The 24,710-nt window shown below is 56.2% G+C and carries 22 protein-coding genes and 1 riboswitch; of the genes, 7 read left to right on the top strand and 15 right to left on the bottom strand.

The window, feature by feature from the left end:
* Positions 1-26 precede the first annotated feature (26 nt).
* Positions 27-173: riboswitch (cobalamin riboswitch) on the bottom strand.
* Between the two features lie 78 nt (positions 174-251).
* The 7 genes from RBH33_RS08460 to RBH33_RS08430 all read right to left on the bottom strand — a co-directional run bounded on the left by RBH33_RS08460 (position 252) and on the right by RBH33_RS08430 (position 5,738).
* Positions 252-440 (bottom strand): hypothetical protein, encoded by a 189-nt coding sequence (locus RBH33_RS08460; RefSeq protein ID WP_306731723.1) that lies wholly within the window; start codon positions 438-440, stop codon positions 252-254.
* Between the two features lie 148 nt (positions 441-588).
* The gene (locus RBH33_RS08455; RefSeq protein ID WP_306731722.1) at positions 589-1,254 is read right to left on the bottom strand and encodes a NapC/NirT family cytochrome c; all 666 of its coding nucleotides are present in this window, start codon (positions 1,252-1,254) and stop codon (positions 589-591) included.
* Positions 1,255-1,269: 15 nt separating this feature from the next.
* Entirely contained in the window at positions 1,270-1,770 is a 501-nt protein-coding gene (locus tag RBH33_RS08450) for a nitrate reductase cytochrome c-type subunit (protein ID WP_306731721.1), read from the bottom strand.
* An 11-nt stretch (positions 1,771-1,781) separates the two neighbouring features.
* Positions 1,782-4,286 (bottom strand): nitrate reductase catalytic subunit NapA, encoded by a 2,505-nt coding sequence (gene napA / locus RBH33_RS08445; RefSeq protein WP_306731720.1) that lies wholly within the window; start codon positions 4,284-4,286, stop codon positions 1,782-1,784.
* Positions 4,283-4,603, bottom strand: coding sequence for a chaperone NapD (locus RBH33_RS08440; protein ID WP_306731719.1), 321 nt, complete (start codon positions 4,601-4,603; stop codon positions 4,283-4,285). Before RBH33_RS08440 ends, napA begins: the two co-directional genes overlap by 4 nt.
* 12 nt (positions 4,604-4,615) lie before the next feature.
* Complete coding sequence (gene napE / locus RBH33_RS08435) at positions 4,616-4,786, bottom strand: periplasmic nitrate reductase, NapE protein (RefSeq protein WP_306731718.1); 171 nt, start codon at positions 4,784-4,786, stop codon at positions 4,616-4,618.
* A gap of 160 nt (positions 4,787-4,946) precedes the next feature.
* Positions 4,947-5,738 (bottom strand): PhzF family phenazine biosynthesis protein, encoded by a 792-nt coding sequence (locus RBH33_RS08430; protein ID WP_306731717.1) that lies wholly within the window; start codon positions 5,736-5,738, stop codon positions 4,947-4,949.
* 123 nt (positions 5,739-5,861) lie between these two features.
* Here RBH33_RS08430 and RBH33_RS08425 point away from each other — a divergent pair, with 123 nt between their 5' ends.
* Entirely contained in the window at positions 5,862-7,268 is a 1,407-nt protein-coding gene (locus RBH33_RS08425; protein WP_306731716.1) for an aminotransferase-like domain-containing protein, read from the top strand.
* Here the strand turns inward: RBH33_RS08425 and RBH33_RS08420 are convergent.
* Both RBH33_RS08420 and RBH33_RS08415 read right to left on the bottom strand, forming a co-directional pair.
* Positions 7,265-8,956, bottom strand: a complete 1,692-nt coding sequence (locus RBH33_RS08420) for a glycosyl hydrolase family 28-related protein (RefSeq protein WP_306731715.1) — start codon at positions 8,954-8,956, stop codon at positions 7,265-7,267. The genes RBH33_RS08425 and RBH33_RS08420 overlap by 4 nt on opposite strands.
* Positions 8,957-8,967: 11 nt before the next feature.
* Positions 8,968-11,718, bottom strand: a complete 2,751-nt coding sequence (locus RBH33_RS08415; RefSeq protein ID WP_306731714.1) for a carbohydrate binding domain-containing protein — start codon at positions 11,716-11,718, stop codon at positions 8,968-8,970.
* A 177-nt stretch (positions 11,719-11,895) separates the two neighbouring features.
* Here RBH33_RS08415 and RBH33_RS08410 point away from each other — a divergent pair, with 177 nt between their 5' ends.
* Both RBH33_RS08410 and RBH33_RS08405 read left to right on the top strand, forming a co-directional pair.
* Positions 11,896-12,324 carry an FKBP-type peptidyl-prolyl cis-trans isomerase gene (locus tag RBH33_RS08410; RefSeq protein ID WP_306731713.1) on the top strand — a complete coding sequence of 143 codons (429 nt, stop codon included), beginning with the start codon at positions 11,896-11,898 and terminating at the stop codon, positions 12,322-12,324.
* Positions 12,325-12,477: 153 nt separating this feature from the next.
* Positions 12,478-13,743, top strand: a complete 1,266-nt coding sequence (locus RBH33_RS08405) for a phospholipase D-like domain-containing protein (RefSeq protein WP_306731712.1) — start codon at positions 12,478-12,480, stop codon at positions 13,741-13,743.
* Positions 13,744-13,858: 115 nt separating this feature from the next.
* On the opposite strand, the gene RBH33_RS08400 is transcribed toward RBH33_RS08405, so the two are convergent.
* A complete protein-coding gene (locus RBH33_RS08400) occupies positions 13,859-14,725 on the bottom strand; it encodes a YicC/YloC family endoribonuclease (protein ID WP_306731711.1) in 867 nt (288 codons plus the stop codon).
* Positions 14,726-14,869: 144 nt separating this feature from the next.
* Between RBH33_RS08400 and rph the strand changes: the two genes are divergently transcribed.
* A complete protein-coding gene (gene rph / locus RBH33_RS08395) occupies positions 14,870-15,589 on the top strand; it encodes a ribonuclease PH (protein ID WP_306731710.1) in 720 nt (239 codons plus the stop codon).
* Between the two features lie 45 nt (positions 15,590-15,634).
* Here the strand turns inward: rph and RBH33_RS08390 are convergent, their stop codons facing one another.
* A complete protein-coding gene (locus tag RBH33_RS08390; protein WP_306731709.1) occupies positions 15,635-16,405 on the bottom strand; it encodes an exodeoxyribonuclease III in 771 nt (256 codons plus the stop codon).
* A gap of 162 nt (positions 16,406-16,567) precedes the next feature.
* Here RBH33_RS08390 and pyrE point away from each other — a divergent pair, with 162 nt between their 5' ends.
* Together pyrE and RBH33_RS08380 are read left to right on the top strand one after the other, a co-directional pair.
* Positions 16,568-17,215 (top strand): orotate phosphoribosyltransferase, encoded by a 648-nt coding sequence (gene pyrE, locus RBH33_RS08385; RefSeq protein ID WP_306731708.1) that lies wholly within the window; start codon positions 16,568-16,570, stop codon positions 17,213-17,215.
* A 23-nt stretch (positions 17,216-17,238) separates the two neighbouring features.
* Positions 17,239-17,844: a hypothetical protein gene (locus tag RBH33_RS08380; RefSeq protein ID WP_306731707.1), complete on the top strand. Its 606-nt coding sequence runs from the start codon at positions 17,239-17,241 to the stop codon at positions 17,842-17,844.
* A 3-nt stretch (positions 17,845-17,847) separates the two neighbouring features.
* Here RBH33_RS08380 and slmA read toward each other — a convergent pair whose 3' ends face one another.
* From slmA to coaBC, 4 genes are all read right to left on the bottom strand, one after another.
* Complete coding sequence (gene slmA, locus RBH33_RS08375; protein ID WP_306731706.1) at positions 17,848-18,468, bottom strand: nucleoid occlusion factor SlmA; 621 nt, start codon at positions 18,466-18,468, stop codon at positions 17,848-17,850.
* A gap of 194 nt (positions 18,469-18,662) precedes the next feature.
* Positions 18,663-19,568 carry an acetylglutamate kinase gene (gene argB, locus RBH33_RS08370; protein WP_306731705.1) on the bottom strand — a complete coding sequence of 302 codons (906 nt, stop codon included), beginning with the start codon at positions 19,566-19,568 and terminating at the stop codon, positions 18,663-18,665.
* Positions 19,569-19,578: 10 nt separating this feature from the next.
* Positions 19,579-22,038: a phosphomannomutase/phosphoglucomutase gene (locus RBH33_RS08365; protein WP_306731704.1), complete on the bottom strand. Its 2,460-nt coding sequence runs from the start codon at positions 22,036-22,038 to the stop codon at positions 19,579-19,581.
* Between the two features lie 79 nt (positions 22,039-22,117).
* A complete protein-coding gene (gene coaBC / locus RBH33_RS08360; protein WP_306731703.1) occupies positions 22,118-23,314 on the bottom strand; it encodes a bifunctional phosphopantothenoylcysteine decarboxylase/phosphopantothenate--cysteine ligase CoaBC in 1,197 nt (398 codons plus the stop codon).
* Between the two features lie 556 nt (positions 23,315-23,870).
* On the opposite strand from coaBC, the gene radC reads away from it, so the two are divergent.
* A complete protein-coding gene (radC, locus tag RBH33_RS08355) occupies positions 23,871-24,545 on the top strand; it encodes a RadC family protein (protein ID WP_306731702.1) in 675 nt (224 codons plus the stop codon).
* Positions 24,546-24,710: the final 165 nt, after the last annotated feature.

The following is a 24,710-nucleotide window of genomic DNA, read 5'->3' as shown; positions in this document are numbered from 1 at the left end:
ATTGCTGGATGGTAGCCCTCCGCTCCATCAACGAATCGACACAGGCCGGTATCGGGCTTACGGAGCCGAGGGCTCCGATCACCGTTGCGGGGGCAGCGCTGGATTACCAGCTTCCCGTTTACCCTACTCAGCCCCTTACGGGGCAGTAGGCACCTTGCATCTGGGGCGCAATTTAGGGGACGTAGGGGGTAAAGTCAACGGAAAAGCGCGGCGCAAAGGGGGTATTACCTCTTGTTTGCGCGTCAATGGTGTCAGTGTGCTTGCACTTTTTCTTCGCCACAACGGGTGCAGCGGTAGAGGGTAATCAGCTTGCCGCGCTTGGTGTCGAACTTGCGTTCGGTGACGACCTGCCATTTGTGAAAGCCGCTGCGGCACAGGGTTTTGCCCTTGTGTTTTTCTTTGGGGCTGGGTCGCTTAAAGGGAATGACATTGTCGTTCACAGCTGAGGCTCCCGGGTTTCTACGCTGGTTCTAGTGGCCGGGAACCGTAGTGGGGGCAGTAGCAGTGAGTGAGGCATGAGAGTTTACCGGCTGACTTTTGACGATTAACCCAGTTTACGTCAAAACTCAGCCGGGGGAGAAGTGAGCTTTAGTAGCTGCTTTGATTCAAAAAGCCATCCATGACCCGGGATTGAGGGTCCCGCTCGAGCAGGTCACCGTGAAAGCCGGATGGCACGCCGGACATATCGGGCAGGTTGTGGGCAATGCCTTTATGGCAGTCGATACAGGTTTTTTCGCCGGAGGCCAGTAGCGTTGAGTGCATGGCCGCGGCGCGCGGTGCCTGTTGAGTAAAGTCCATGTAATCAAAATCGTGGCAGTTGCGACACTCCAGTGAATCGTTGGCTTCCAAACGTGACCATTCCCGCTGCGCCAACTCACGGCGTTTTGCTTCAAATTTTTCAGGTGTGTTAATGGTGCCAAAAATCCAGCCCCAGACTTCTTTGGAGGCTTCCATTTTTCGAGCGATTTTGAAGGTCCAGTCGTGGGGCACGTGGCAGTCTGAGCAGGTTGCGCGCACCCCTGAGCGGTTGCTGTAGTGAATAGTGGGGACCAGCTCTCGGAATGGATTGGCTTCCATTTCGTGACAACTGATACAGAACTGTTCTGTATTGGTGTATTCCAGGGCGGTGTTAAAGCCGCCCCAAAAGATAATGCCAGCGATAAAGCCGCCCATGGACAACAAGCCTAGGCTTAGGTGCGTGGCGGGCCGGTTGAAGGTGCGCCAATAACTTTTGATGGTAGTCCACATACGCATAGCGGGCCGTTTCCTCTATTCGCCGAGTTGTATAGCTCGCTCAAGTACTTGATCGATGCTGCGGAAAGTGCTGATTTTTACCGGCCGTGTGTTGTCCTGGGGGACGTGGCACTTGACGCAAAAGTAACGGCGCGGTGACACGGCGGCCAGGTCCTGACCATCCCGATCGGTAAAGTGCGTGATGCTGACCATAGGGGCACCGGAAATGTGAGTAGCGCTACGGCTATGGCAGTCCAGGCACTGGTTTACGTTCTTGTCCACCTGCAGCCCTCGAATAGCGTGCGGAATGACCGGAGGCTGCTGAGGAAAGTTGCGCGCTCGCCGAGTTAACTCCGTGCGTGGGTCGGTAATGTTCGGAGCTTGGTATTCCTGGCTCAACGTGCCACCGCGGCGGATGCCATCCGGTGCGGGGGCGTCCAACGGTCGTTGGCTCTCGTCCTCCACCATGGGGGTCTGGGGCGTCTCTGCGAGCAATGTTAAAGGCAGAAGGAGCAGTAAAAAGGGCAGAATTCTCACGTTCGTTCTCCTTAGGCCAGGCTGATCAATTCCAGACGGACTGCACATTTTTTGTAGTCGGTCTGCCGGGAAATGGGATCGGTAGCGTCCAGGGTCAGCTTGTTCACCAGGCGGTTAGCGTCGAAAAAGGGTATGTAAACCAGACCTCTGGGCGGCTTGATGCGGCCACGGGTTTCCACGCGTACACGCAAATCGCCCCGGCGGCTCACGACTCGAATCTCACTACCGCGGCGGAAGCCGAGGGCGCGAGCATCCTCAAAGTTCATGTAAGCCAACGCGTGAGGCACCGCAAGATTCAGTTCTTCCACCCGTTGGGTCATGGTACCCGTGTGCCAGTGTTCCAATACGCGGCCGGTACTGAGCCAGAACGGATATTCTTCGTCCGGTACTTCCGCTGGCGGCTCATAAGGCAGAGCGTAAATCAGTGCCCGATTGTCGGGTTTGCCGTAAAACTGCCATCCCGCGCCTTTTTCTACGTAGGGGTCGTAACCCTCGCGGTAGCGCCAAAGTGTTTCCTGGCCATTCACTACTGGCCAGCGCAGGCCTCGTACTTCATGGTAGGTTTCGAACGGCGCCAAGTCGTGGGCTTTGCCCCGACCAAAGCGTGCGTATTCTTCGAACAGGCCTTTTTGGATGTAGTAACCGAAGTGATCGGCTTCCATATTGGCGTAGTCTGGATTGCGCTCTTCGTTGGGGAAGGCGTCCACCTGGCCGTTGGCGAACAGGATCTCGTACAAACTTTTGCCTTTGTAATCCGGCGCCTTGTCCAGAAGCTCTTGCGGCCAGACGTCATCAGTGTTGATGCGTTTGGAAAACTCCACCAACTGCCACAAGTCGGAACGGGCGTTGCCGGGGGGTGAAACCAACTGCTGCCAAAACTGTGTGCGACGTTCGGCATTGCCAAAGGCGCCTTCTTTCTCCACCCACATGGCGGCGGGCAAAATCATGTCGGCCGCCTGAGCGGATACGGTCGGGTAAACGTCGGACACCACCACGAACGCTTTGGGGTTACGCCAGCCGGGAAGGATTTCCTGCATCAGGTTGGGGCCGGCCTGAACGTTGTTGTTCACCTGCGTCCAATAGACAAGCAGCTCACCGTCTTTCAGTTTCCGACTTTGGGCTACTGCATCCAGGCCCACTTTACTGGGAATGGTGCCTTCAGGAAGCTTCCAGACGTCCTCGGAAAATGCACGGTGCTCATCATTGGTGACCACCATATCGGCGGGCAGTCGGTGCGCAAAGGTGCCCACTTCACGGGCCGAACCACAAGCGGAGGGTTGGCCGGTGAGTGAAAACGGACTGTTACCCGGCTCGGAAATTTTGCCGGTTAGAAGGTGCAAGTTATAAATCATGTTGTTGGCCCAGACACCGCGGGTGTGCTGGTTAAAGCCCATGGTCCAACAAGACATGACTTTCTTTTTCGGGTCAGCGTAGATTTCCGCTAGGCGTCTGAGGCGTTGCTCGGAAACGCCGGTCTCTCTCGCCGCTCGCTCTAATGTATAGGGGCGGACGAACTCGGCGAATTCCTCAAAGGTAATATCCGTGGAGGCACCGGGGTTCTGCGCCCCAGTGGCGGCCTGTTGACGCGGATCTTCCGGGCGCAACCCGTAACCGATATCGGTTTGGCCTTTTACAAAGCGGGTGTATTTGTTGACAAACTCCGTGTTGACGCTGTCTGACTGAATAATGTGGTTGGCAATGTAGTTGAGAATAATAAGATCGGTGTGGGGCTTAAAGATGATGGGGATGTCCGCCAGCTCGAAGCTCCGATTCTCGTAAGGGGACATCACGGCCACTTCCACATGGTCGTGCGAAAGGCGGCGATCCGTTAACCGGCTCCACAGTACCGGGTGCATCTCCGCCATGTTGGCGCCCCAGAGAACAAACGCATCGGCGTGCTCAATATCGTCATAGCAACCCATGGGCTCGTCGATACCAAAGGTGCGCATAAAACCTGCCACTGCCGAAGCCATACAGTGTCGCGCATTGGGATCGATATTGTTGCTGCGCAAGCCGCCCTTGAAAATTTTTGCCGCAGCGTAGGCTTCCCAAATGGTCCATTGTCCGGAGCCGAACATGGCAACACTTTCGGGGCCATGTTCACGAATGGCTTCTTTGAATTTGTCCGCGAGTAGATCCAGAGCCACATCCCAGCTTACTTCCTGGAATTCACCCTGCTTATCGTATTTGCCATTGCGCATACGCAGGAGGGGTTGATGCAGCCGGTCGGGACCGTACAGAATTTTTGAAAGGAAATAACCTTTGACACAGTTAATCCCACGGTTAACGTCAGCCCGAACATCACCGTGCGTAGCGACCACACGATCGCTGTGGGTGGCCACCATAACACCGCAGCCAACACCGCAAAAACGACACGGCGCCTTGCTCCATTTTAAACGGGTCAGATCGTGGTTGGTCACCAAGTTGCTGGCCACGGCAGGCATCTGTATGCCGACGGCGGAGGCTGCCACAGCGGCGGCGTTGGCTTTGGCAAATTGGCGGCGGGTAAGCTTCATTCTTCTAGCTCCTCTTGTGATTCGAGCTCTGTGAGGATTTCGTGGTAAACCAGTGCGGCATTGGCTACGCCGGGAAGGTCGTGTGCTTGATCGATCAGATCCAATATGGGTTGGGCCCGTTCGTGTTCTGTCACCACGACCAATTTTCCGCGCTCATCTTCGGCGTGAATTTCCACGTTTGGTTGTTGTAACAGCCACTGTTTTACTTCAGCCATTTTCTCGGGCCGGGTGTGTACAACCAAACTTGCAATATGAAGTTCGGGCTCTGCTGGCTCGGTGGCGATAATCGAGGCGCCTCGACTAATGGTGCTTGACATTCCTTACCTCTCCTAGCCCACGGTCGGTGGGCCCGCGACCAACTGATACATCCAGACGCTAAACCCAAATCCGCCGACGATCATGACCGACAAAATGGGAAACAATAAAATAATGATAAAGAGGAACAAGCGCCATTCGCGGCGCTTTTCTTCTTTGGGTGTGAGCGGTTCAGATGAACTCATGCCACCTCCGATACGGCAAACCGTGAGCGTGCGGTCGTGATAGTTATTTAGGTACAGACTAGTCAAATTTTCGCGCTTTGTCTTGATCTGTATCAAATATACCGGGTCACCGCCCCATGGTGAGTACCCACAAAGTGGTAGAGAAACGGATAGGGGCGCATTAAACAACGATTTCTCCATTTAGGTAGCGTTGGGTTTTGCCACTGATCAACACGCGGTCGCCCATTACTTCACAGTGAATCTGACCCGTTCGGCGCGACAATTGGCGAGCTGACAGGTGTGATTTTCCCAATCGTTTTTCCCAGTAAGGCGCCAGTGTGCAGTAGACAGAGCCGGTGACCGGGTCTTCATCAATGCCGGCGTTGGGGGCAAAAAACCGCGCAACAAAATCCACGGACTCGCCAGGCGCGGTGACCATGACGGCAAATGGGTGTAGTTGTGCAATACGTTCTTTGTTGGGTTTCAGGTTAGCCACGGTTTGCTCATCATTCAATACCACTACCAACACCCGAGCTTGCAAGCACAGCTCAATTGAATCCACGGAACAATTCAACGCCTCAGCCACTTGGGTAAACGAGATGTCTATTGATCTCACGGGAAGGACGGGAAAATTCAGCTGCAGAGCTTCGCCCTTGCGCTCCACGGAAAGCTCGCCACTAAGGCTATTGAAGCGGATTGGCCCAGCCTCGACCACGCCTTGCGCGTAAAGCACATGCGCGGTCGCTAAGGTGGCGTGTCCGCACAGGGGAATTTCTTTGACGGGGGTGAACCAGCGCAGGTGAAAGGGTTGTTCCCCAGTGACCACAAACGCGGTTTCGGAAAGGTTGTTCTGAGCCGCGATCTGTTGCATCAGGTCATCCGGCAGGGCGGAGTCTGTGACGATTACGGCGGCCGGGTTGCCCGTAAAGGGTCCGCAGACAAAGGCATTGACGACGTGTATGGGTAATTTCATAGCGATCTCTCTTGTTGGTTTGACTTGTCACCAGCATAAATCCGACGCACTATAGGGTACAGATACAAAAATAATGTGAAATTAGGGTACAGATGCGGCTGGCCAAGCCCTTCGTGAGGATGCATGTTCAAATACCAACAGCTGGCGGAACAGTTGTCCGCCCAGATCATGGCCGGCGACCTGCGCCCGGGCGATCGGTTGCCCTCCCTGCGTCAGTATGCGCGCCGTCATGCTGTCAGCTTGAATACGGCCACTAAGATTTTTACCCAATTGGAAGCGCGTGGCCTGGTCAGTAGCCAGCAGAAGTCCGGCTTTTATGTGCGCGCCAAAAGCGACCGAGCGGCGCCCCAGTTGCAGCGTCAAAAGGCCGTTTTGGTGGCCCAGGATAAGTCCGACTTGCTCATCAACCTGCGCCGCAACGCCAGCCGACCCGGCCTGATCGATTTGGGGGCGGGGATTCTCGACCCGAGCTTGCTGCCGATTACGGAGCTGCAGCGCGCTGTGCGACGAGTCAGCAAACGGCACGCGAATGCGATCACCAGTTACGGCGACCCGGAAGGTCTGTGGCAATTGCGAGAAGCCATCGGTGAGCTGATGAGCAAACGCCAGGATCGCGCGCCTCGGGCCGAACAACTGCTGATCACCAATGGCTGCCTGGAGGCGGTAAACCTGTGTATTCAGACGCTCACACGCCCTGGTGATGTGGTGGCGGTTCTCACGCCCTGTTACAACGGCCTATTGGCGTTGGTGCAGCGTTCTGGGCGTCGTGTGTTGGAAGTGCCCTGTGACAGCCAAGGGCCTGATCTGGACTACTTGGAGCAGCTTCTCGAGTACAAGGCCTTCCAGTGTTTAATCTTCTCTGCCGTCGCGTTCAATCCGTTGGGTTTTTCCATGAGCGCGGCAGAAAAGATTCGATTGGCGGCGTTGGCCGCCCGGTACCGAACGCACTTTATCGAGGACGATACATTTGGGGAGTTGGCCTACGGGGGAGTAGAGCCCAGCCCGGTGTTTGCCCAGGACCACGGAGGCTACATTTACTATTGCAGCTCCTTCTCCAAAAGTTTAGCGCCGGGTTTTCGACTGGGTTGGGTGGCCCGGCAGGCGGTGGACGACCAACTGGTAAAGCACAAGATGGCGCTTAACCTGGGCTCCAATCTGGGTGCTCAGTACGCTCTGGCGGATTACCTTTACAGCGGTGGGTTTTCCGCACACTTGTCGCGCTTGCGTCGGGCCATGGAGGCGTCCACCGCGCGTGCGCACCAGACGGTTAGCGAACGTTTTCCACAGGAGGTGCGAGTGCTTCAGCCCACTGGCGGCTTTTTCCTATGGTTGCAACTGCCGTGTGGCCAGCAAGCGTTAGAGCTTTACCACAAGGCATTGCAGGAAAACATAGTGTTCGCGCCCGGTAACCTGTTTTCTCTCGCGTCCCTGCACGATGACAAGCTGCGCCTCAGTTGCGCAAAACCTTGGACGCCGGAACTGGAAGTGGCGTTGCACAAACTGGGCGACCTGGTTGCCGAAGCCGGTTAACGGTCGGTGCTTTGTAAGCGCCGCTGCAACTGCGAATCGTAAAGTGATTGAGGTACCAGGTCATCGGCTTCGCCCACCAGCTCAGTGTAGTCCTCATGGGTGATGCCGAGGGAGATGTAACGGTGCGGCCAAGTGTCCAACCCGAGGTCCGTAGTCAGGTTGATGGCCGAGCCGGTACCCACCACGTAACCCATGCCCTGGTTGTAAGAATTTACGTTGCCTTCACCGGTTATGTTCCAAAACACATTGAGCGTGCCGGTGTGTCCCGCACCTTGGGACCAATCCTGGCGGTTGCCCACTTCCAGAGAGTCGTTGATGATGGCGTTGTCGAACAAATTCGCGATGGCCAAGGCATGATGAAAGTCCGTGGGGCCCACGCTGCAATTGTCGGACTTCTGGTTTTCAATGCTGCTGCACACTCGTCCGCCCGTACTCTCAATACGCTGAAAGACATTACCTGACGAACCAAAGTCCCAGTTTATGGTGAAGTTGTGGCGGCCATGGCGGCCGATGCTGTCGCGCACCAGCACTTCGTTACTGCGTGTGAGATGGAACAAGTAGCCATTACCGCCGCCACCCAAATTTTCAGGGCGTTCCAGAAGAGTGTCGGCAATGGTTACGCGGAAGCTGCGTTCCACGGTGATACCGTGGGAGCGTAGGTGATGACTGGCCCCATCCTGAGCAAAACTTTTCACATCGCGAATCCAACAGTCCCGACAGAAGCGCAGCAAGATTCCGCTGGGTTGATCAAAGCCCTCCCAGGCGTTTTCGATACCCACGGCATTGGTAAACGACAAACCCTCTATACCGTTCTCTGAAACGTACCCACGTGCCTTCAGCACCACGGGGTTATCGCGTTGTTTGGCGGGGTAACGCAGTGGCACACGAAAGTGCACCCGGTCTCCGTTCACTTGCGTAATGGTGCGGCGGAAAAAAGTACGTCGTGTGCCGGTATCCACGTGGTACCAGTAATCGCTGCTGTTGTGCTCAGCGCGGAACTCGTCGGTAATGTCCCAAGCGATGGAGATATCGTCTCCGACACTAAGGCCGTTGGTATCGGATAAGCGTACGGAGGTATCAAAAATCTCCGCACCTTCCACCATCACCCAATCGGGGTTATGTTGTTCGTAGAGACCTTGCGTGTTGGTGACCAACAAATTTTCTCGACGGCTGGAACTGGTGCCGCCGCCTTCATAAAACCAGAGTCGAGTTTGATCGGAACCGGCGCCGCGCAGAATGACGTTGGAGCCGTCAATAGTGAGTGGATTGTCAATGCGATACAAACCGGCGGGCAGGTACACCACGCCGCCACCCTGCTCCACCGCTCGATTCAATGCGTCCTGAATGTCCTGGGAAGCATCCACCGAACCGTCGGTGGCGGTGCTGATGGTTTCTATGGGGCCGCCTTCAGGAAAATCCGCTTCACCGTTGCGGTACCCGGCGTAGGAATAGTCCTGCAAAAACAACGGCTGGTCGTAGTCCGCATGGTCAATCTGATAGCCGGGGGTCCAGTGGCTGGGGTACAAAAGGCTGCGTTTTCCCTCAGTTTCATCTTCCGCGTTGGGTGCTTCTATTTCTTCACCGGGCGGCGGATCCCCGCGCTCATCGGCGCCATTGCTGCCACAACCAGTGGCGGCGAATGCGCACAAAAGGGGAAGCCAGCTTAGGCGTTTCCAAAGGTCAAACATAGGTGCCTCTTTTATTCCTCGGTGACTTGAATTTCGTACCACAGGGTGCCGGTAGTGCCATCCAACTCCAAGCGGCTGCCAGTATCCGAGGCGTGTACCTCCAGTGCTTGATCGCGCTGGCCGGTTGCGTCGAGAGCCCAGGCCGAAACGCGCGCAGCGGCGTAGGGCAGATTGACAGTCATTGGGATAACCTCTACACGGCTTGGGCTGGTGCCCCAGTTAGAACCCACGGAATTGCCGCTGCTGGTCCACTGCATATTGGTGTTGTCGGTGTAACCGGTGGTGACCAGCAAAATACTGGTCGCCGATTCGGGCTCATTAAACCGTCCGGTTTGCGCGGTTAATGCAACCGTGGCCCAATCCTGTTCGGTGTCGCCCACAGCGATACCGATGTTACCCAAGGTGAAGGTTCGATTATCGATAAAACCGATCACCGCTTTGCTGGTGTCTGTGTCAACCAATACCACGCCTTTGCTTGATCGGCTTAGGTCCCAGGTTAGCTGCTCCGTGTCGGAAACAACCGGTTGCCCGTTGTCCATGGGCGGCGGTTCGTTCACGCCTTGGGGGATGTCGCTGGTATCCAATGCCAAGCGGTGGGTGTGTGCGAGGCTGGGTGATGGATCCAGGTGCGACGCGTTGGCCACATTCCAGGCGCTGCCGCGGGAGGCGAGAATGTCCAATTCCCGGTCGGCATTAAAGTTCAGCAGCACCTGTTGTTCCGCAGCGGCCACATCCCCTCGACGGAAAAGATTGGCAGCCAGCGCTGTGTTGGCCATCTTGCTCGGGTGAGCATTCATATCAAAAAAGTTATTGAAATAGCCAGTGCCCCAGTTACCGTCCAGGTCATTGCCGTGGCTGTAACGCGCATCGTAGGCAAATAACACTATGCCGTCCCAATCCTGCAAGGCCCCGTAGGCGGCAATCAAAAGAGGCCCTTCACTGGAGTATGTATTGGGTGAGGCGTGTTGGTACTCGGAGACGGTAAAGGGTTTGTCCGCGACCCGCTGCCCGGACAGCTGGTGGACTGTATTGTTCAGCGTGTTGACCATCGATTCGTTACCCACGGTCCAATTGACCGGATCCCATGGCTGGCCGGGGAAGTTCGGATGTTGCCAATAGGCATGAGCGTCTATAAACGGGTATTCGTTTTGCGTGCTGGGCGGGCTGTTCATCAGTTGCGTACCGGTGACCAGGCCGTTGAACTGCAAGTCGTGCTTCACGTAGTTGTGCATGTCCGACCAATAATCGATTTCAGCGGCGCGCAGGAAACGCATCCAGTCGCGGTTGCGCTCGCGGGTATAACCCCCGGTATTTAGGTTGAGGGCAACAGTGCCCTCCTCCAGGCTCTGGTCTTCTGGCAGCTGCCCAATGGAGCCGCCGGAGCGCAAACTTAAGTCGGACAGATACAGTTGGCCTGTTCGGTTACCAATGCCGCCGAAGTTGAAGCGCAAATTGTCGTCGTCAGCCGGCCCGAAAAAAGTAAATTCAAACTCTTGCCACTCACCGTTCGGATTCAGGTTGTAGCTTTCGAGTATCTCGTAGCTACCGTAGTGCTGCTGCAAAGTGAGTGAGACATTGTTGAAGTCAGAGGAGCGCATCCAGAAACTCAGCGTATAGAGCTGATCGTCAATAATCTCTAAACCCGGATGAACAAACTGTACGTGCCAGTTGGCGCTGCCCGCTTGGGTTATGTCGACCTGTACACCTTCCCGGCCATAATCTCCCACCGTTGCGCTAGCTTGTGCGCCGCTATGGGTTTCCAAAGTCCAGCCGCTGGTACCCCCAGAAAATTGGCTGTCTTCAAGTGCGGTTAACATCTCCTCGCCTAAAGGTTCATCTTGCGCGCCCCAAGCTGTGGTCATGGCTTCGGTGTCTTCGTAACGCTCGTTAAGCCACTGGTTCCAGTCCGCCTGTAAAAAGCTACGGATCGATTCTGGCCAGCGGTCCATGCTGCCATCGAAATACATTTGGAATAGGCTGTTTTCGTTATTGATCTCTACAAAGGCAATGGCCGGGTCCTCGGCATAGGTGAGGCCAGTGTATTGATTGTGTCGGCTCAACAACTCTTGGGCGTACGCTTTTTCCAGTGCGCGTATCTCGGGCATAAACACCCCGAATATTTGCCGCTCTTTCCAATCCAACGAGTTCCACTCGGTCTCACTCACGGATTCGGGAATGCCATCACTGGCCATAAATTCCCGTGCGTTGATCAAATTAATATTGGTGTAAATGCCCTGCGCTTTAAGTTGGGCGATAAAGTAATCCAAGCGATCCAGCGCTAGCGGATGCAGATGTTGGGAGTCACCCTGACTGTAATCAATTAACCCCAAGCCACCCCAGTTGTGATCCATATGGTGAAAGCGCACCAAGTTGACCCCGAATTTAGCCAGACGGCCGGCCACGGCTTCGGCGTCCTCGTGAGTGGGAAAGGAGGAGCGGGAAGTAATGTTAACGCCCCAAAAACGTACTCGTTCGTCGGCACCTTCGAAACTGAACTGCCCCTCGCTATTGACGATCAATGAGTCGTACTGACCCGCTGGCTTGTGGTTGAGCCGCTCGCCCATATTGGTGATACCGCCGCTGGCGTCATCGTACGGCAGCACAAACGGCGCCATTTGACTGCGACTTTCACTACCAATGCCTGGCACATCAGGAGTGGGTTCGTCAGGCTCTTCCGGCGTCGGTGTAGACGAAGAGCCGCCATTGCTGCAAGCGGTCATTAAAAACGTGAACGGCAGAACTAAAGACAGGAATCGAATCATGGTGAGATCTTCATTACGTGGCGTGATTATTAGCACTCAGCATAGCCCCAGAGGCTTGTGCTTGCCAGTTTGGCCCGGAGTCGCAGAAACTGGCATTCTGCGAAGTTCTACCAACAATGACGCCAATTTCGGGCATAATGGCGCAATTCGACCCAAAGATGACGTTTATCGCTGCACATGAGTAAAAAGACACTGAATAAAGGCTCGTCCGGCCAAAACCGTAAAGCCAGTCAAGATTACCTGAGCAAGTACCGCCAGAAGCCCGGCGTGGTGGAAACCACAACCGGGCTCTTGTATCGCGTGCTGGAGGAGGGCGAAGGCATAGCCCCGGCGCTCACCGACCGAGTGGTGGTAAACCAACGCATCCTCTCCGTGAACGGCAAGGTGATTGCGGATACCTACAAGGAGGGTGAGCCGGATGAATTCTCCATGCAAGAGGCGATTCCCGGTATTCAGGAAGGTTTACAGTTGGGCCGCGAAGGCGGGCGCTATGAGTTTGTGGTGCCACCCGAGCTGGCCTGGGGTAAACGAGGCGTCGGCAACAAAATCGGCCCCAACGCTGTACTGATTTTTGATGTGCGCATACTCGAAGTGAAAATCGGTTAAAAGCATTACCTGCCAACAACGTTTTTTGCTTTGCCTCTCAGAATCTCGTGCGACCTTCTAAGAGCGATTTTTTTCACCCCTGAGATTCAAGAACTCCTTCCCCCCGCTCTGTTATGCTTGGAGGCAGTGTCCTTTTGTCATCTGGTTGCGCTCATGAGTTTAATTGCTGTCACCATTGCCGCCTTAATCGGCTTTATCGCCGCCTCTGCGGCATTTTTGCTGACCCGCCGGCGGCGCACCTCGCGGGTGACTCTGGATTACGACACCCTGCCACCCATTGAGCAGGGCTTGGCGACTCTAGCGGGCGTGAGCTGGGCGAGTGTGCATGAGGGAAATCGGGTCAAGGTTTATCATAATGGCCGTTTGTTTGACGCCATTGAAGAAGATCTCAAAACGGCGCAGCACAGTATCCATTTGGAAACCTTTGTCTGGGAAGCGAGTGATATTGAACGCCGGCTGGTGGATGTGCTCACCGATAAATGCCGCAGTGGCGTTGAGGTTCGAGTACTGATTGACGCCATGGGTGGACAGAAAGCTAGCCCGGAGCAAATTAAACGCCTGCGCGACGCCGGTGTGTGGTTAGAGGAGTTTTGCAAACCCCGCTGGTGGAACATACGCCGAATGAACCACCGCACTCACCGCAAGCTGCTGATCGTGGACGGACGAATCGGCTACACCTTCGGCCACGGTATTGCTGACCGTTGGCTGGGCAATGCTGAAAACCCCCAACAGTTTCGCGATGTAGGGGTGCGCTTGGAGGGGCCTGTGGCGCATGCCATGCAGTCAGTGTTTGTGGAAAACTGGATTGAGGAAACCAACCATGCCCCCTTGGGAGACGACTTCTTTCCGAACCTAGAAGCTTGCGGCGAGGTGTCGGCTCATGTGGTGAGCAGCGCGTCAGGTGACGCGGTGTCGGCTGTAGCGCTGTTTTACACGGCCGCCATCGCCAGCGCGAAAAAAGAGGTGATTATCCAAAACCCCTACTTCGTCCCCGATCGGGAATTTATCGGCTTGCTCGCCGAAGTGGTTGAGCGCGGCGTTAGCATAACGTTAATGGTGCCCGGAGAGCACACCGACAGCCCGGTGGTACGCCGCGCTGGCTGCCGCTTGTATGCCGACCTGCTGCGCGCCGGTGTGCGCCTGTACGAATACCAGCCGACACTTTTACACCAAAAGGTCATTGTGATTGACGGGCAGTGGAGCCACATAGGTTCAGCGAATTTCGATGAACGCTCGCTGGCGCTTAACGAGGAGGTGGGCGTAGGCATACTCGACGTGACGGTGGCCAACGATCTGCGCGAGGCTTTTGCCGAGGATTTGCAGCACAGCCGTGAAATCACTCTGGAGCAGTGGCTGAAACGATCCTGGTACGCCGGCGCCAAAGACTGGCTAGCGTATCAGTTGCAAGCGCAGCTATAAGCCAGCTGCTAACGGATATTAGGAGCGATGTCTGTCAGTGCTCTTTTCGTAAGAGCACACCCTAAGCTTTCTTCCAACAAATCAATTCCATCATCGAACGAATTATGCCTGGGCCTCACTCAATATTCTGAATCTGTTCCCGCATCTGCTCAATGAAGACTTTTAGCTCCACGGCGGCCTGTGTAGTTTCAGCTACCACGGCTTTGGACGAAAGGGTATTGGCTTCGCGGTTGAGCTCCTGCATCAAAAAATCCAAGCGTCGGCCCAGGGAGCTGGTATTTTTTAGGCTGCGTTTTACTTCCAGCACGTGGGTGTCCAAGCGGTCCAGTTCCTCGTCCACGTCGGCTTTTTGAGCCAATAGTGCGATTTCCTGTTCCAGGCGATCCGGGTCCAGCTCCACCTGCAGGGCGGCAATTTTATTCTGCAATTTTTCCCGTTGGGCTTTGAGTATGTCGGGTAGGCGTTGACGCAGTTGCACCACCTGTTTGCTGATGGCGTCCAGGCGCTGCACGATAAACTGTTCCAGTTCAGCCCCTTCCCGTGTTCGGTGCTCTACCAGTTGCTCCAGGGCGGACTCGAACAGCTCCAGCACCGCTTGTTGCATGGCGTCGCGGTCCAGTTCTGGTTGCTGCGCCACGCCGGGGAAGTTGAGCAGTTCGAGTGGATTAACAGGTGCGGCCTGATCGAGTTCGGCGCTGATCCGGCGGCTGGCGATGGCCAACTGGCGGACCCGCTCCATATTCAGTCCAAGCTTGTGTTCACCCGCTTCTTCCAGTTGCAAGTGCAGGCTGGCCTCCAGCTTGCCGCGCTGCAAGGTCCGACGGACCAACTCACGCAGTTTGGGCTCGATTTCGCGCATAGCCTCGGGCAGGCGAAAGCTGGGCTCCAAATAGCGATGGTTAACGCTCCGGATCTCCCAAATAACAGTGCCCCAGGGGTACTTTTGTTCGCGGCGGGCGAAGCCGGTCATACTGCGTGGCATGGAGTGGTCCTCTTTCTCCGTAAGCGGTTACGATTGAGTTCGAGAGCTGGTAAAGTTCGCTTCCTCTAACCGTGCCCCTTAACAGGGCTTTACAGATATTAACACAACCCTTTCACTCGCTTTCCAGCTAACAGGATGACACCTATGCAACGCCCCAGTGGACGCCAACCCGATCAACTGAGAGATGTGCGCTTAACCCGCGCTTACACTAAGCACGCCGAAGGTTCGGTGCTGGTTGAGTTTGGGGATACCAAAGTGATTTGCACGGCCAGTGTGGTGGAGGGTGTGCCGGGATTTCTGCGCGGTCAGGGACAAGGCTGGTTGACCGCCGAGTACGGCATGCTGCCTCGGTCCACGGGTTCACGTATGAACCGAGAAGCCGCGCGGGGTAAGCAAGGTGGCCGAACTGTGGAGATTCAGCGTTTGATTGGCCGCTCGCTGCGCGCCGCGGTGGACTTGAGTGCGCTGGGTGAGAATACCGTACACGTGGATTGCGACGTAATTCAGGCCGATGGTGGCACGCGCACGGCATCCATTACCGGCGCATGGGTGGCGTTGGCCGACGCCGTACGGTTTTTACAGGACAATGGTCGCATTACGGCAAGCCCTCTGAAGCGGGCGATTGCTTCTGTGTCTGTGGGTATCTATCAGGGGCAGCCGGTGTTAGACCTGGATTATCCGGAAGACTCCCAAGCCCATACCGACATGAATGTGGTCATGGGTGATGACGGCGGCATCATCGAGATTCAGGGCACTGCCGAGGTGGAGCCGTTCACGGAAACGGAATTTGCGGCCATGATGGCGCTGGCCAAAAAAGGCATTGCGGAATTGAATCAACTGCAGCAAGCGGCGTTGGCGGGTTAACGGAGGGACAACACTGTGACGGCGGCGAGCTAACTCACGCCCCCGTCACAGCTCCAGATCGTAATCGATGATGACCGGCAGGTGGCTGGAAAACTGCTGAATTTTGTAAATGGCGGCATGCTCCACCCGATGACCAATGGGGCTGGATACCACTTGAAAGTCCGTGCGCCAGCCATCGCCTTCATTGATCGTGCCACTTGGCCACCAACTGTACTCATCGGCATCTTTGTTGGCTTTGCGGAAGGCATCCACGTAACCAATCTGATTATAAACCTGGCTTAACCACTGGCGCTCGTGGGGTAAAAATCCAGATTCGTGCTCATTGGCGTCGCTGTTAGTGACATCGCGCGGTGTGTGCGCCATGGCCCAGTTGCCACAAAAGATGAATTCCCGTCGTTTACGGGTAATTTTTTCCAGGTGGGCCTGCATATCGTCAAAAAATTTGATTTTGACTTCCTGAGATTCGGCGGCCGAGGTGGCGCCCGGAGCCAGCAGGGAGCCAATGCTCAACTGCTCATAGTCCACCTGCAGGTAGCGGCCTTCCATATCCACGCCGGAAGCAAAGCCAAGGCCGTAAATCAACGCCTTGGGTTGTTTGCGGGTATAAATGGCGACGCCGTTGTAGTGTTCTGTCCCTGAATCGAAAAAGTAGGCAAAATAGCCGTCCAGGTGAAACACTGGGTTATCCAATTCGGGTTCCAGGGCGCGAAGGTCCTGCAAGCAGATAACGTCGGCATCCTGGCTATCCAGCCAATCGAACAGGCCACGCTGTGCTGCTTGAAAAACGCCGTCGACGCTAAGACTGATAACTCTCATGTTAGCCCCTTTATTATGGACTGTGTATGATACCCGAGCCTGCGAGTTTTGTGTTAACTCGCGGGTAAATTCAGGTTCATACGGTCTTATTGGACGCCAGACAGTAGAAAAACGTCTTAGCTGGACTAATGTCTTAATCTAGCTCATTCACGGGAAGTTTGCATGGAAACATACCAGCGCCAGTTTATTGAATTGGCACTAGAGCACCAGGCGCTTGGGTTTGGTGAGTTTATTTTGAAGTCGGGGCGCACCAGTCCCTACTTTTTCAATGCCGGCCGTTTCCAGACCGGCCGGGCACTGGCGGAACTGGGTCGCTGCTACGCCCAGGCCTTGGCGTCCTCCGGCGTGGAGGCCGACATGATCTTCGGCCCCGCCTATAAAGGCATCCCTCTGGCCGCCAGTACCGCCATCGCTCTCGCCGACCGACATGGCAGAGATTTACCCTACTGCTACAATCGAAAGGAGGCCAAGGATCACGGCGAAGGTGGCTCCCTGGTCGGTGCGCCTTTACGTGGCCGGGTGGTGATTGTGGATGACGTGATCACTGCGGGTACGGCGGTACGAGAGGTGATGGGGGTGATTGCCGAGGCTGGTGCGCAACCGGCGGCGGTGTTGATCGGCCTGAACCGGCAGGAGCGCGGACAAGGGGAAATTTCCGCCATCCGGGAGGTCGAACAAACGTACGGTATTCCGGTGATCAGCATTATCAAGCTTGACCATATTGTCGACTATCTGATTCAACAGGGCGGCCAGGAGTCTTTGGTGGAATCCATAGGCACCTACCGGTCCACTTACGGCGTTGACGAATAGACGAATAATTAGAGAATAGGCCAATGAATAATTTCCACCTAGCCATGGTGCTTTCCGTGGCCCTGGTAGCCGCTAACGGAGCTTGGGCTTCCGATCAGGTGTACTACCGCTACACCAACGAACGCGGTGTCACAGTGATCAATGATCGCATTCCGCCTGAATACGTATCCAAAGGGTACGAAGTGGTGACCATTAGCGGCACCGTGGTTCGTACCGTGGAGCCGACGCCCAGCAGAGAAGAGCGGGAACGCCGGGCGGAGGAAAGGCGACTTGCGGAAGAGCAGGAACAGTATGACGCCGAGCTGCGCCGTCGCTACAGTACGGTGGACGATATTCGTTCCGCGAAGAACAGACGGTTAACAACACTGCAGAGCAATATTGATATATTAGAAGGCAATGTGAGCGGTGTGCGCACGCGTACGAGGACGTTGGAGATGCGCGCCGCCAGTATGGAACGCAGCGGTAGAGAGGTTTCCGAAAGCGTTCTGGAAAATCTCGCCACCTTGACGCGCGAAGAAGAAGAGCTGCTGGATCAGATTGAACAGCGCAAGGTCGAGTATCGGGAAACCGAAGCGAGCTTTGAGCGGGATATTGCTCGCTTTAAAGAGTTACAAAGCCAGAGGAATTAGCGGCTATCCAGTCACCGGTTGCAACTGCTGCTCACGCATTAACCCTTCAATGACTACCGGCCACTGATCCGCCCAATACTCAGTGGGCGAGCGCCGGAACTCACTGCGCACAAACTGGGTGATTCGCCCTTCGGCGCAGGCCATCAACAAATTCGCGGCGGCAGACAGAGGCAGGTTGGGGCGCAAGCCCTCACGCAACTCCGCTTCCCGCAAAATTTGTTTCAATTGTGTTTCCAGCCGTTCGAACAACTGAGCGACCCGATTACGCAGGCGCTCGGTCTCCCCGGTCAGTGCGTCGCCGGTGAGCAATCGCGTGATGCCTGGGTTGCGCTCAGTAAAGGTCAATAACAAGAGCAGAATTTTTTCGCACCGGCGCAATGCCGCCGGTTCCTCGGCCAGGATCAGGGAGATCCGGGTGAAGATGGTCTCTTCGATAAACTCGATTAGACCTTCAAACATCTTGGATTTACTGGGGAAGTGACGGTACAGAGCCGCTTCGGAAACGCCTACTTCCCGAGCCAGGGCTGCGGTAGTAATACGTGCTCCGGGGCTTGCCTCCAGCATGCGCGCCAATGATTCCAGGATCTGCTGGCGGCGGGACACTTTATTGCTTGGTTTACTCATAGTGCTCAATCAGCTGTTCAGATAGGGCCAGTACCGCATGGCGCGCAATTGCGCGCCAAAGGCAATCCTATCTGGATCTGCGCCGTGCTTCAATAAGGAAATTCACCGCTGGGGCTAGGGCCTGATCAACGCTGGGGTTTATGGCTGATTATCGCTGCGACTTGTTACTAGTTAGCGCTGCGGTTTGTTGCTAATTAGCGCTGCGGCTTGTTGCTAATAAGAGTACCCACGCCCACATCAGTAAAGATTTCCAGCAAAACCGCATGGGCAACACGCCCATCGATAATGTGAGCGCTGGTTACGCCACCTTTGACGGCATCCAGGGCGCAGCTGATTTTAGGGAGCATACCCCCATAAATAGTGCCATCTTCAATCAGGCCATCCACCTGGCTGGTGGTTAAACCCGTAAGCACTTCGCCCGATTTGTTCTGTAGGCCTGCCACGTTGGTCAGCAGCATCAACTTCTCTGCGCGCACCACTTCGGCAATTTTACCGGCGACCAAATCGGCGTTGATGTTGTAACTGGCACCGTCTGAGCCCACGCCGATGGGCGCAATCACAGGAATAAAATTGCTGTTGGTGAGTGTTTCTATCACCGAGGTGTCGATGGAAGCCACTTCGCCCACATGGCCTATGTCGATAATTTCCGTGGCCTGCAGGCCCGGCGATTTACGCGTGGCGGAGAGTTTTCGGGCGCGGATCATTTGGCCGTCTTTGCCGGTAATGCCAATAGCGTGGCCGCCGTTGCGATTGATTAGGCTGACAATTTGTTTGTTGACCGTACCACCGAGCACCATTTCCACCACGTCCATGGTTTCACTGTCGGTCACGCGCATGCCGTCGATAAATTCCGACTTGATGTTGAGCTTTTCCAACAATTGACCAATTTGTGGCCCCCCTCCGTGCACCACAATGGGGTTCATGCCCACCAGTTTCATCAGCACAATGTCGCGGGCAAAGCTGTTTTGCAGTTGCTCGTCGACCATGGCGTTGCCGCCAAATTTGATCACAATGGTTTTGTTGGTGAAGCGCTGAATGTAGGGCAGTGCTTCAGTGAGTACTTGGGCGATGTTCATGGCGCGGTCGCGGGAGAGTGACATGGAGTATTCCTTAAAAATCGATTGGCAAGCTGCTGTCTACTTTCAGCAGTTCGCGTTTGAATAATTGTTGAATGGTTTTGAGTGCGGTTTCGCTTTCGGCTTCAAAGCGCAGGGTTAATGCGGCGGAGGTGTTGGAAGCCCGAACCAGGCCCCAGCCTTTGTCGAAATCCACTTTCAGGCCGTCGATGGTCGAAGCCTTGCCGTTTTTAAAATCGCCCTCTTTAATCAGCTTTTCCACTAAGGCGAATTTGTCTTTTTCCGCTACGGGAATTTTCAACTCCGGTGTGGAAGGTAAGACGGGGAACGCCTCAAAGGCTTCATCAATGCCCTGGTCCCGTAGGGTGATAATTTCCAGTAAACGGGCCATGGTGTACATGCCGTCGTCGAAACCGTACCAGCGGTCTTTGATAAAGATGTGACCTGAGTATTCACCACCGATCAGAGCGCCGGTTTCCACCATTTTTGATTTCATGGGTGAGTGGCCGGTCTTCCACATAATGGGACGGCCGCCGTAGCTGGTGATTAACTGATTCAGTTGTCGCGAGCACTTCACGTCGAACACCACGTCGGCACCAGGGTGGCGAGAGAGAATGTCTCGGGCGAACAACATCAGCAGGTGGTCGGGCCAGATAATCCGGCCTTTGGGGGTCACTACGACTAAACGATCGCCGTCGCCATCGAAAGCAACGCCCACATCGGCGTTGACCTCCTGAACCTTGTCGATTAAATCGCGCAGGTTTTTTTCCTGGGTGGGGTCGGGGTCGTGGTTCGGAAAGGTGCCATCTAAGTCGCAATAAAGCGGTGTGACGTGGCAGCCCAATTCTTCGAACAGCTGGGGAGCCACTATGCCAGTGACCGCATTGCCGGCGTCAATGACGATGGAGACTTCTCCCATCAGGGCCACATCGGAGAAAATGCGCTCGATATACGCGGGCACTATGTCTCGGCTTTCCGTCTCACCCGCGCCTTGAAGATACTGCTGGCGGCTGACCCGGGCGCGAATGTCCTGCACGGCTTCGTCGGCCAGTGTCACGCCGTTAATGATCATTTTAAAACCGTTGTACTCAGCCGGGTTGTGACTCGCCGTTACCATAACGCCACTGTTGGTGTCGCTGAGGTGCTCGGTGGCGAAATACATCAGCGGAGAGGGAACGATACCCAAATCAATGACGTGACAACCCGTCTGAGTGATGCCTTTGATCAGTTGACGGCTCAGCTCCGGGCTGTGGCTGCGGCCATCGCGGGCTACGATCATGTGGGTTTCGCCCTGCTCCTGGGCTTCGCTGCCCAGAGCCCGGCCAATGTGCTCCGCCAGCTCCAGGGTCAGTTGACTGTTGGCCAGCCCTCGAATGTCGTAGGAGCGGAAAATCTCACTCGAAAACTCGAGAGATTGAGCGGGCGCAGGGGTGGGTTTGGCCGCGCTTCTGGTGTCCGAGGTATCCAGCCCCAGAATGTCTTCGTCTTCATCGGCCACCGTGATATCCAGAATGTCCTGGTCGTGGTACAGCGGGTTGGTGAGATCCTGATTCGATTCCTCCTGCTTGCGCCCAGTCTCTTTATTGCTCGACGCAGGGATGCTGGCGGGCGACACCTCAGAGGTGCGCCCCCGCTCCCGCGTGAGCAGCCGACTGGCAAACCAGGCAATTGCCAGCCCGCCACCTGTGGTGGCGGCCATGATTAACAGCCACAGGCCGGGTAATTCCTGGGCCTGGAGAGTCAGGGCTTCAGAGGGGGTGAACGCCAGACGCCAGTGGCTGTTGGGTATGGCTACTTCGTGAGTGGGGCTATCCAGCCCAAAACCGCGTTGAGCCAAGAGCTGGTTTCCGCTGCCAGAAATTTGCTGAAGCAGCCGGGTTTGCCCGAGGTCGGGGTCGCCGGGGGTCAATTGGGTGCGCATTTCACCGGCATCAAGAGTAACCAGCAGAGTTGCAGTGACTGGCTGGGCACTGTCCGTGGGCAAGGGTTTGATGAGGTGCAATTGCCATTCGTTTTCCACCCTCGCCATCTCCGGGTGGGTCGTATCGCGGCGCTCGGCACGGCGGATCAGATCCAGCTCCGCGAAGCGAATCGGCGCTTCATGGTCGCGCTCCAGCTGGGCGCTGCCTCGGGGAATTAAGCGCACCGCGAGCGGGCTGGGAAATTGTCCCTCGAGATCTTTGGCAAAGTCGGCGCGTAACTCCGGATCTGGCTCGGCGATGGCCTGTTCCAGTCCCGGTGTTTGCGCAGCGACGGCCATGCGCTCGCGTAAGTCGTTCAGGTGCAATTGCACCAAGCGGGCGCGGCTTTGCGCTTCCTGCTCTGTCAGCGCTTGCAAGCGCTCTCGCTCCACTTCTACAACCATGCGCTCGTAGAGCCAATAGCCGAGTAGTGCGTTGAAGATCAGTACCCCAACAACCAGAAGACTGAGCAGTTTTAAGTGTGCGCGGTTGGTCGATTTGGCCGCTCGCTTATTTGATTTTGCTTTCGCCACGCCTGTCCCCAAGTGGTTCGTGTTGGCCTCTCCGGCCGCACGTGCGCGGCCTATGATAACTGTTTTTAGTTCTTTTTCCTCAGGGCATGCGCTGGGCAATCAGGGCAATGAGATCGCGCGCCAGCTGCGCTTTACTGCGCTGATCCAACTCGATACGGCTGGTACGGTCAAGCAGGATCACGGCGTTATTGTCGCTGTTGAAGCCGATGCCCTCGGCGGTAATGTCATTGGCCACCACGGCCTCCAGCTGCTTGCGCTCCAGCTTGGCGCGGGCATGCTCGAGCAGGTTCTCACTTTCAGCAGCAAAGCCCAGAGTGTAGGGCTTGGGTGTTAATTGGGCCACGGCGGCGACAATATCGGGGTTCTTTATCAGGGTCAGCGTCATTTGGTCGTCTGCGCCTTTTTTCAACTTCTGGTTGGATACTGTTTCGGGGCGGTAATCGGCCACGGCAGCGGCGCCGATAAAGAGGTCACAGCCTTGTGCGTGTGTGAGACTGGCATCGTACATTTCTTGAGCGCTGACAACATTGACCAGGTTAACTCTCTCCGGTGCCGTCAACTGGGTCGGGCCACTGATAAGCACGACCTCTGCCCCCGCTTCGGCGGCGGCTGCCGCTAAAGCGTAGCCCATCTTGCCGGAGCTGTGATTGCTCAAATAACGTACCGGGTCTATGGCTTCGCGGGTTGGGCCGGCAGTGATCACCACACGTTTACCGCTCAGGCTGCCGGTGGTGAACAGTTCGGCGGATGCATCCGCCAATTGGTCGGGCTCCAACATGCGCCCCGGCCCCGTTTCGCCGCAGGCTTGGCTACCCTGAGCGGGGCCCATCACACGCACGCCGCGGCTGAGCAAGCGGCTCATATTGTCCTGAGTAGCGGGATTTTGCCACATGCCCTGGTTCATCGCCGGAGCCACAGCAACAGGCGCCGTGGTGGCCAGACACAAGGTGCTTAACAGGTCCTCACCCCGACCTTCACTCAGGCGGGCGATGAAATTCGCGCTGGCCGGGGCTACCAGGATCAAATCCGCCCAGCGGGCCAGTTCAATATGGCCCATGGCCGCTTCCGCCTGGGTGTCCAGCAAGTCGGTGTGCACGGGGTTGCCGGACAGTGCCTGGAGCGTAAGCGGGGTAATGAATTCCTGGGCTGATTGGGTCATCACCACGCGAACCTGAGCGCCGCGCTCTTTCAGACGACGCACCAGCTCGGCGCTTTTATAGGCGGCAATTCCGCCGGTGATACCCAGCAGAATTTGCTTGTTGGTCAGTGAGCTCATGGAGGCCGTCCGCAAGGGCTTGACTGGAAAGCGCTAAGATACCATTCTCTACGCCAGAGTCTCCACCCGGACTGCAATCGGGCGTGGGAATTCGGCAGCGGTTTTTACCGTCAGCGGCACAAAAACGTAGGTTCAGGTGATGCTCTTCGTAAGGTTATCCCGGGCAATTCGCAGGAGGCTTTTCGAAAACGCCGTAAACCCATCCATGGGGGCTCTCCCACAAGGTCCCTCTTGTGAGAGTTTCGAAAAGCCTCCTGCGAATCGCCCCCGTCGCCGCCAGTGAGTCATTCTTTACCCTGGACTCCCCGCTGTCGCTGAATGAATGCAGCGGGTGGAGTTGAGGGGGGGAGATCTCGGTAACTTGAAGCTGCGGGGGCGTGCGGGGTGGGTGTTCAGCAAGCCTCGCAAGAGGGACCTTGTGAGGCAGTCCCCATGGAGGGGTTCACGACGTTTGCTGAACACTCACCCTGTGCGGCCCGAGGACTTGCTTACGAAGCACTTGAGTTGTCGCGAGGATCGTTATTACTATATAGAACACGCCAACAAGGAGGTTGTTATGTCCATTGCCCAATGGCCGGAGGCGGAACGCCCCCGGGAAAAGCTGCTCACCCGCGGCCCCAGTGCCCTTTCCGATGCCGAACTTCTCGCCATTTTTCTGCGCACCGGCTGTGCCGGCAAGTCCGCCGTGGATCTGGCGCGGGACCTGCTTGTCCGCTTCAACGGCTTGCGGCCGCTACTGGAGGCCGACCAAGACGCCTTTTGCTCCGGCGAGGGCTTGGGGCCCGCCAAATACGCGCAGCTGCAGGCCGTCCTGGAAATGGGGCGCCGGCATTTGTCTGCCAGCATGACCGCTGGCGACCTGCTTACCAGTCCGGACCTGGTGCGGAGCTACCTGAGTAGCCAGCTGCGGCATCGGCGCCAGGAAGTATTCGCGGTCCTGTTTCTGGACAATCAACACCGCCTGCTGGCCTACGAAGAGCTGTTCTTCGGCACCATCGATGGCGCCAGTGTCTACCCGCGGGAGGTGGTCAAAGAAGCCCTGTCCCGCAACGCGGCGGCCGTGATTCTGGCCCACAATCACCCCTCAGGCGTGGCGGAACCCAGCGGGGCCGACCGCCGTATCACCGAGCGGTTACAGCAGGCTCTGGATCTGGTGGGGGTGCGGGTTCTGGATCATATGGTGGTGGGGGATGGCGAGGTGGTGTCTTTTGCGGAGCGGGGCTGGCTGTGATCTCGGCGGCCAATACCGGCTCGGACGCACAAAAAACGGCAAAAACGCATCCTATCGTTGCTATTGCCGGCCTGTTTTGGTATAAAACGCGGCTCTCTGCGGCCGGCTTGTATCCGGCGTCGGCGTCCAGCGCCTCGACTGCCCTGCCAAAAGGCCGCGAACAGG

Source organism: Marinimicrobium hydrolyticum (genome assembly GCF_030848505.1).
GTDB lineage: Bacteria > Pseudomonadota > Gammaproteobacteria > Pseudomonadales > Cellvibrionaceae > JAVDDU01.
This window is presented reverse-complemented; position numbering and strand designations above follow the sequence as displayed.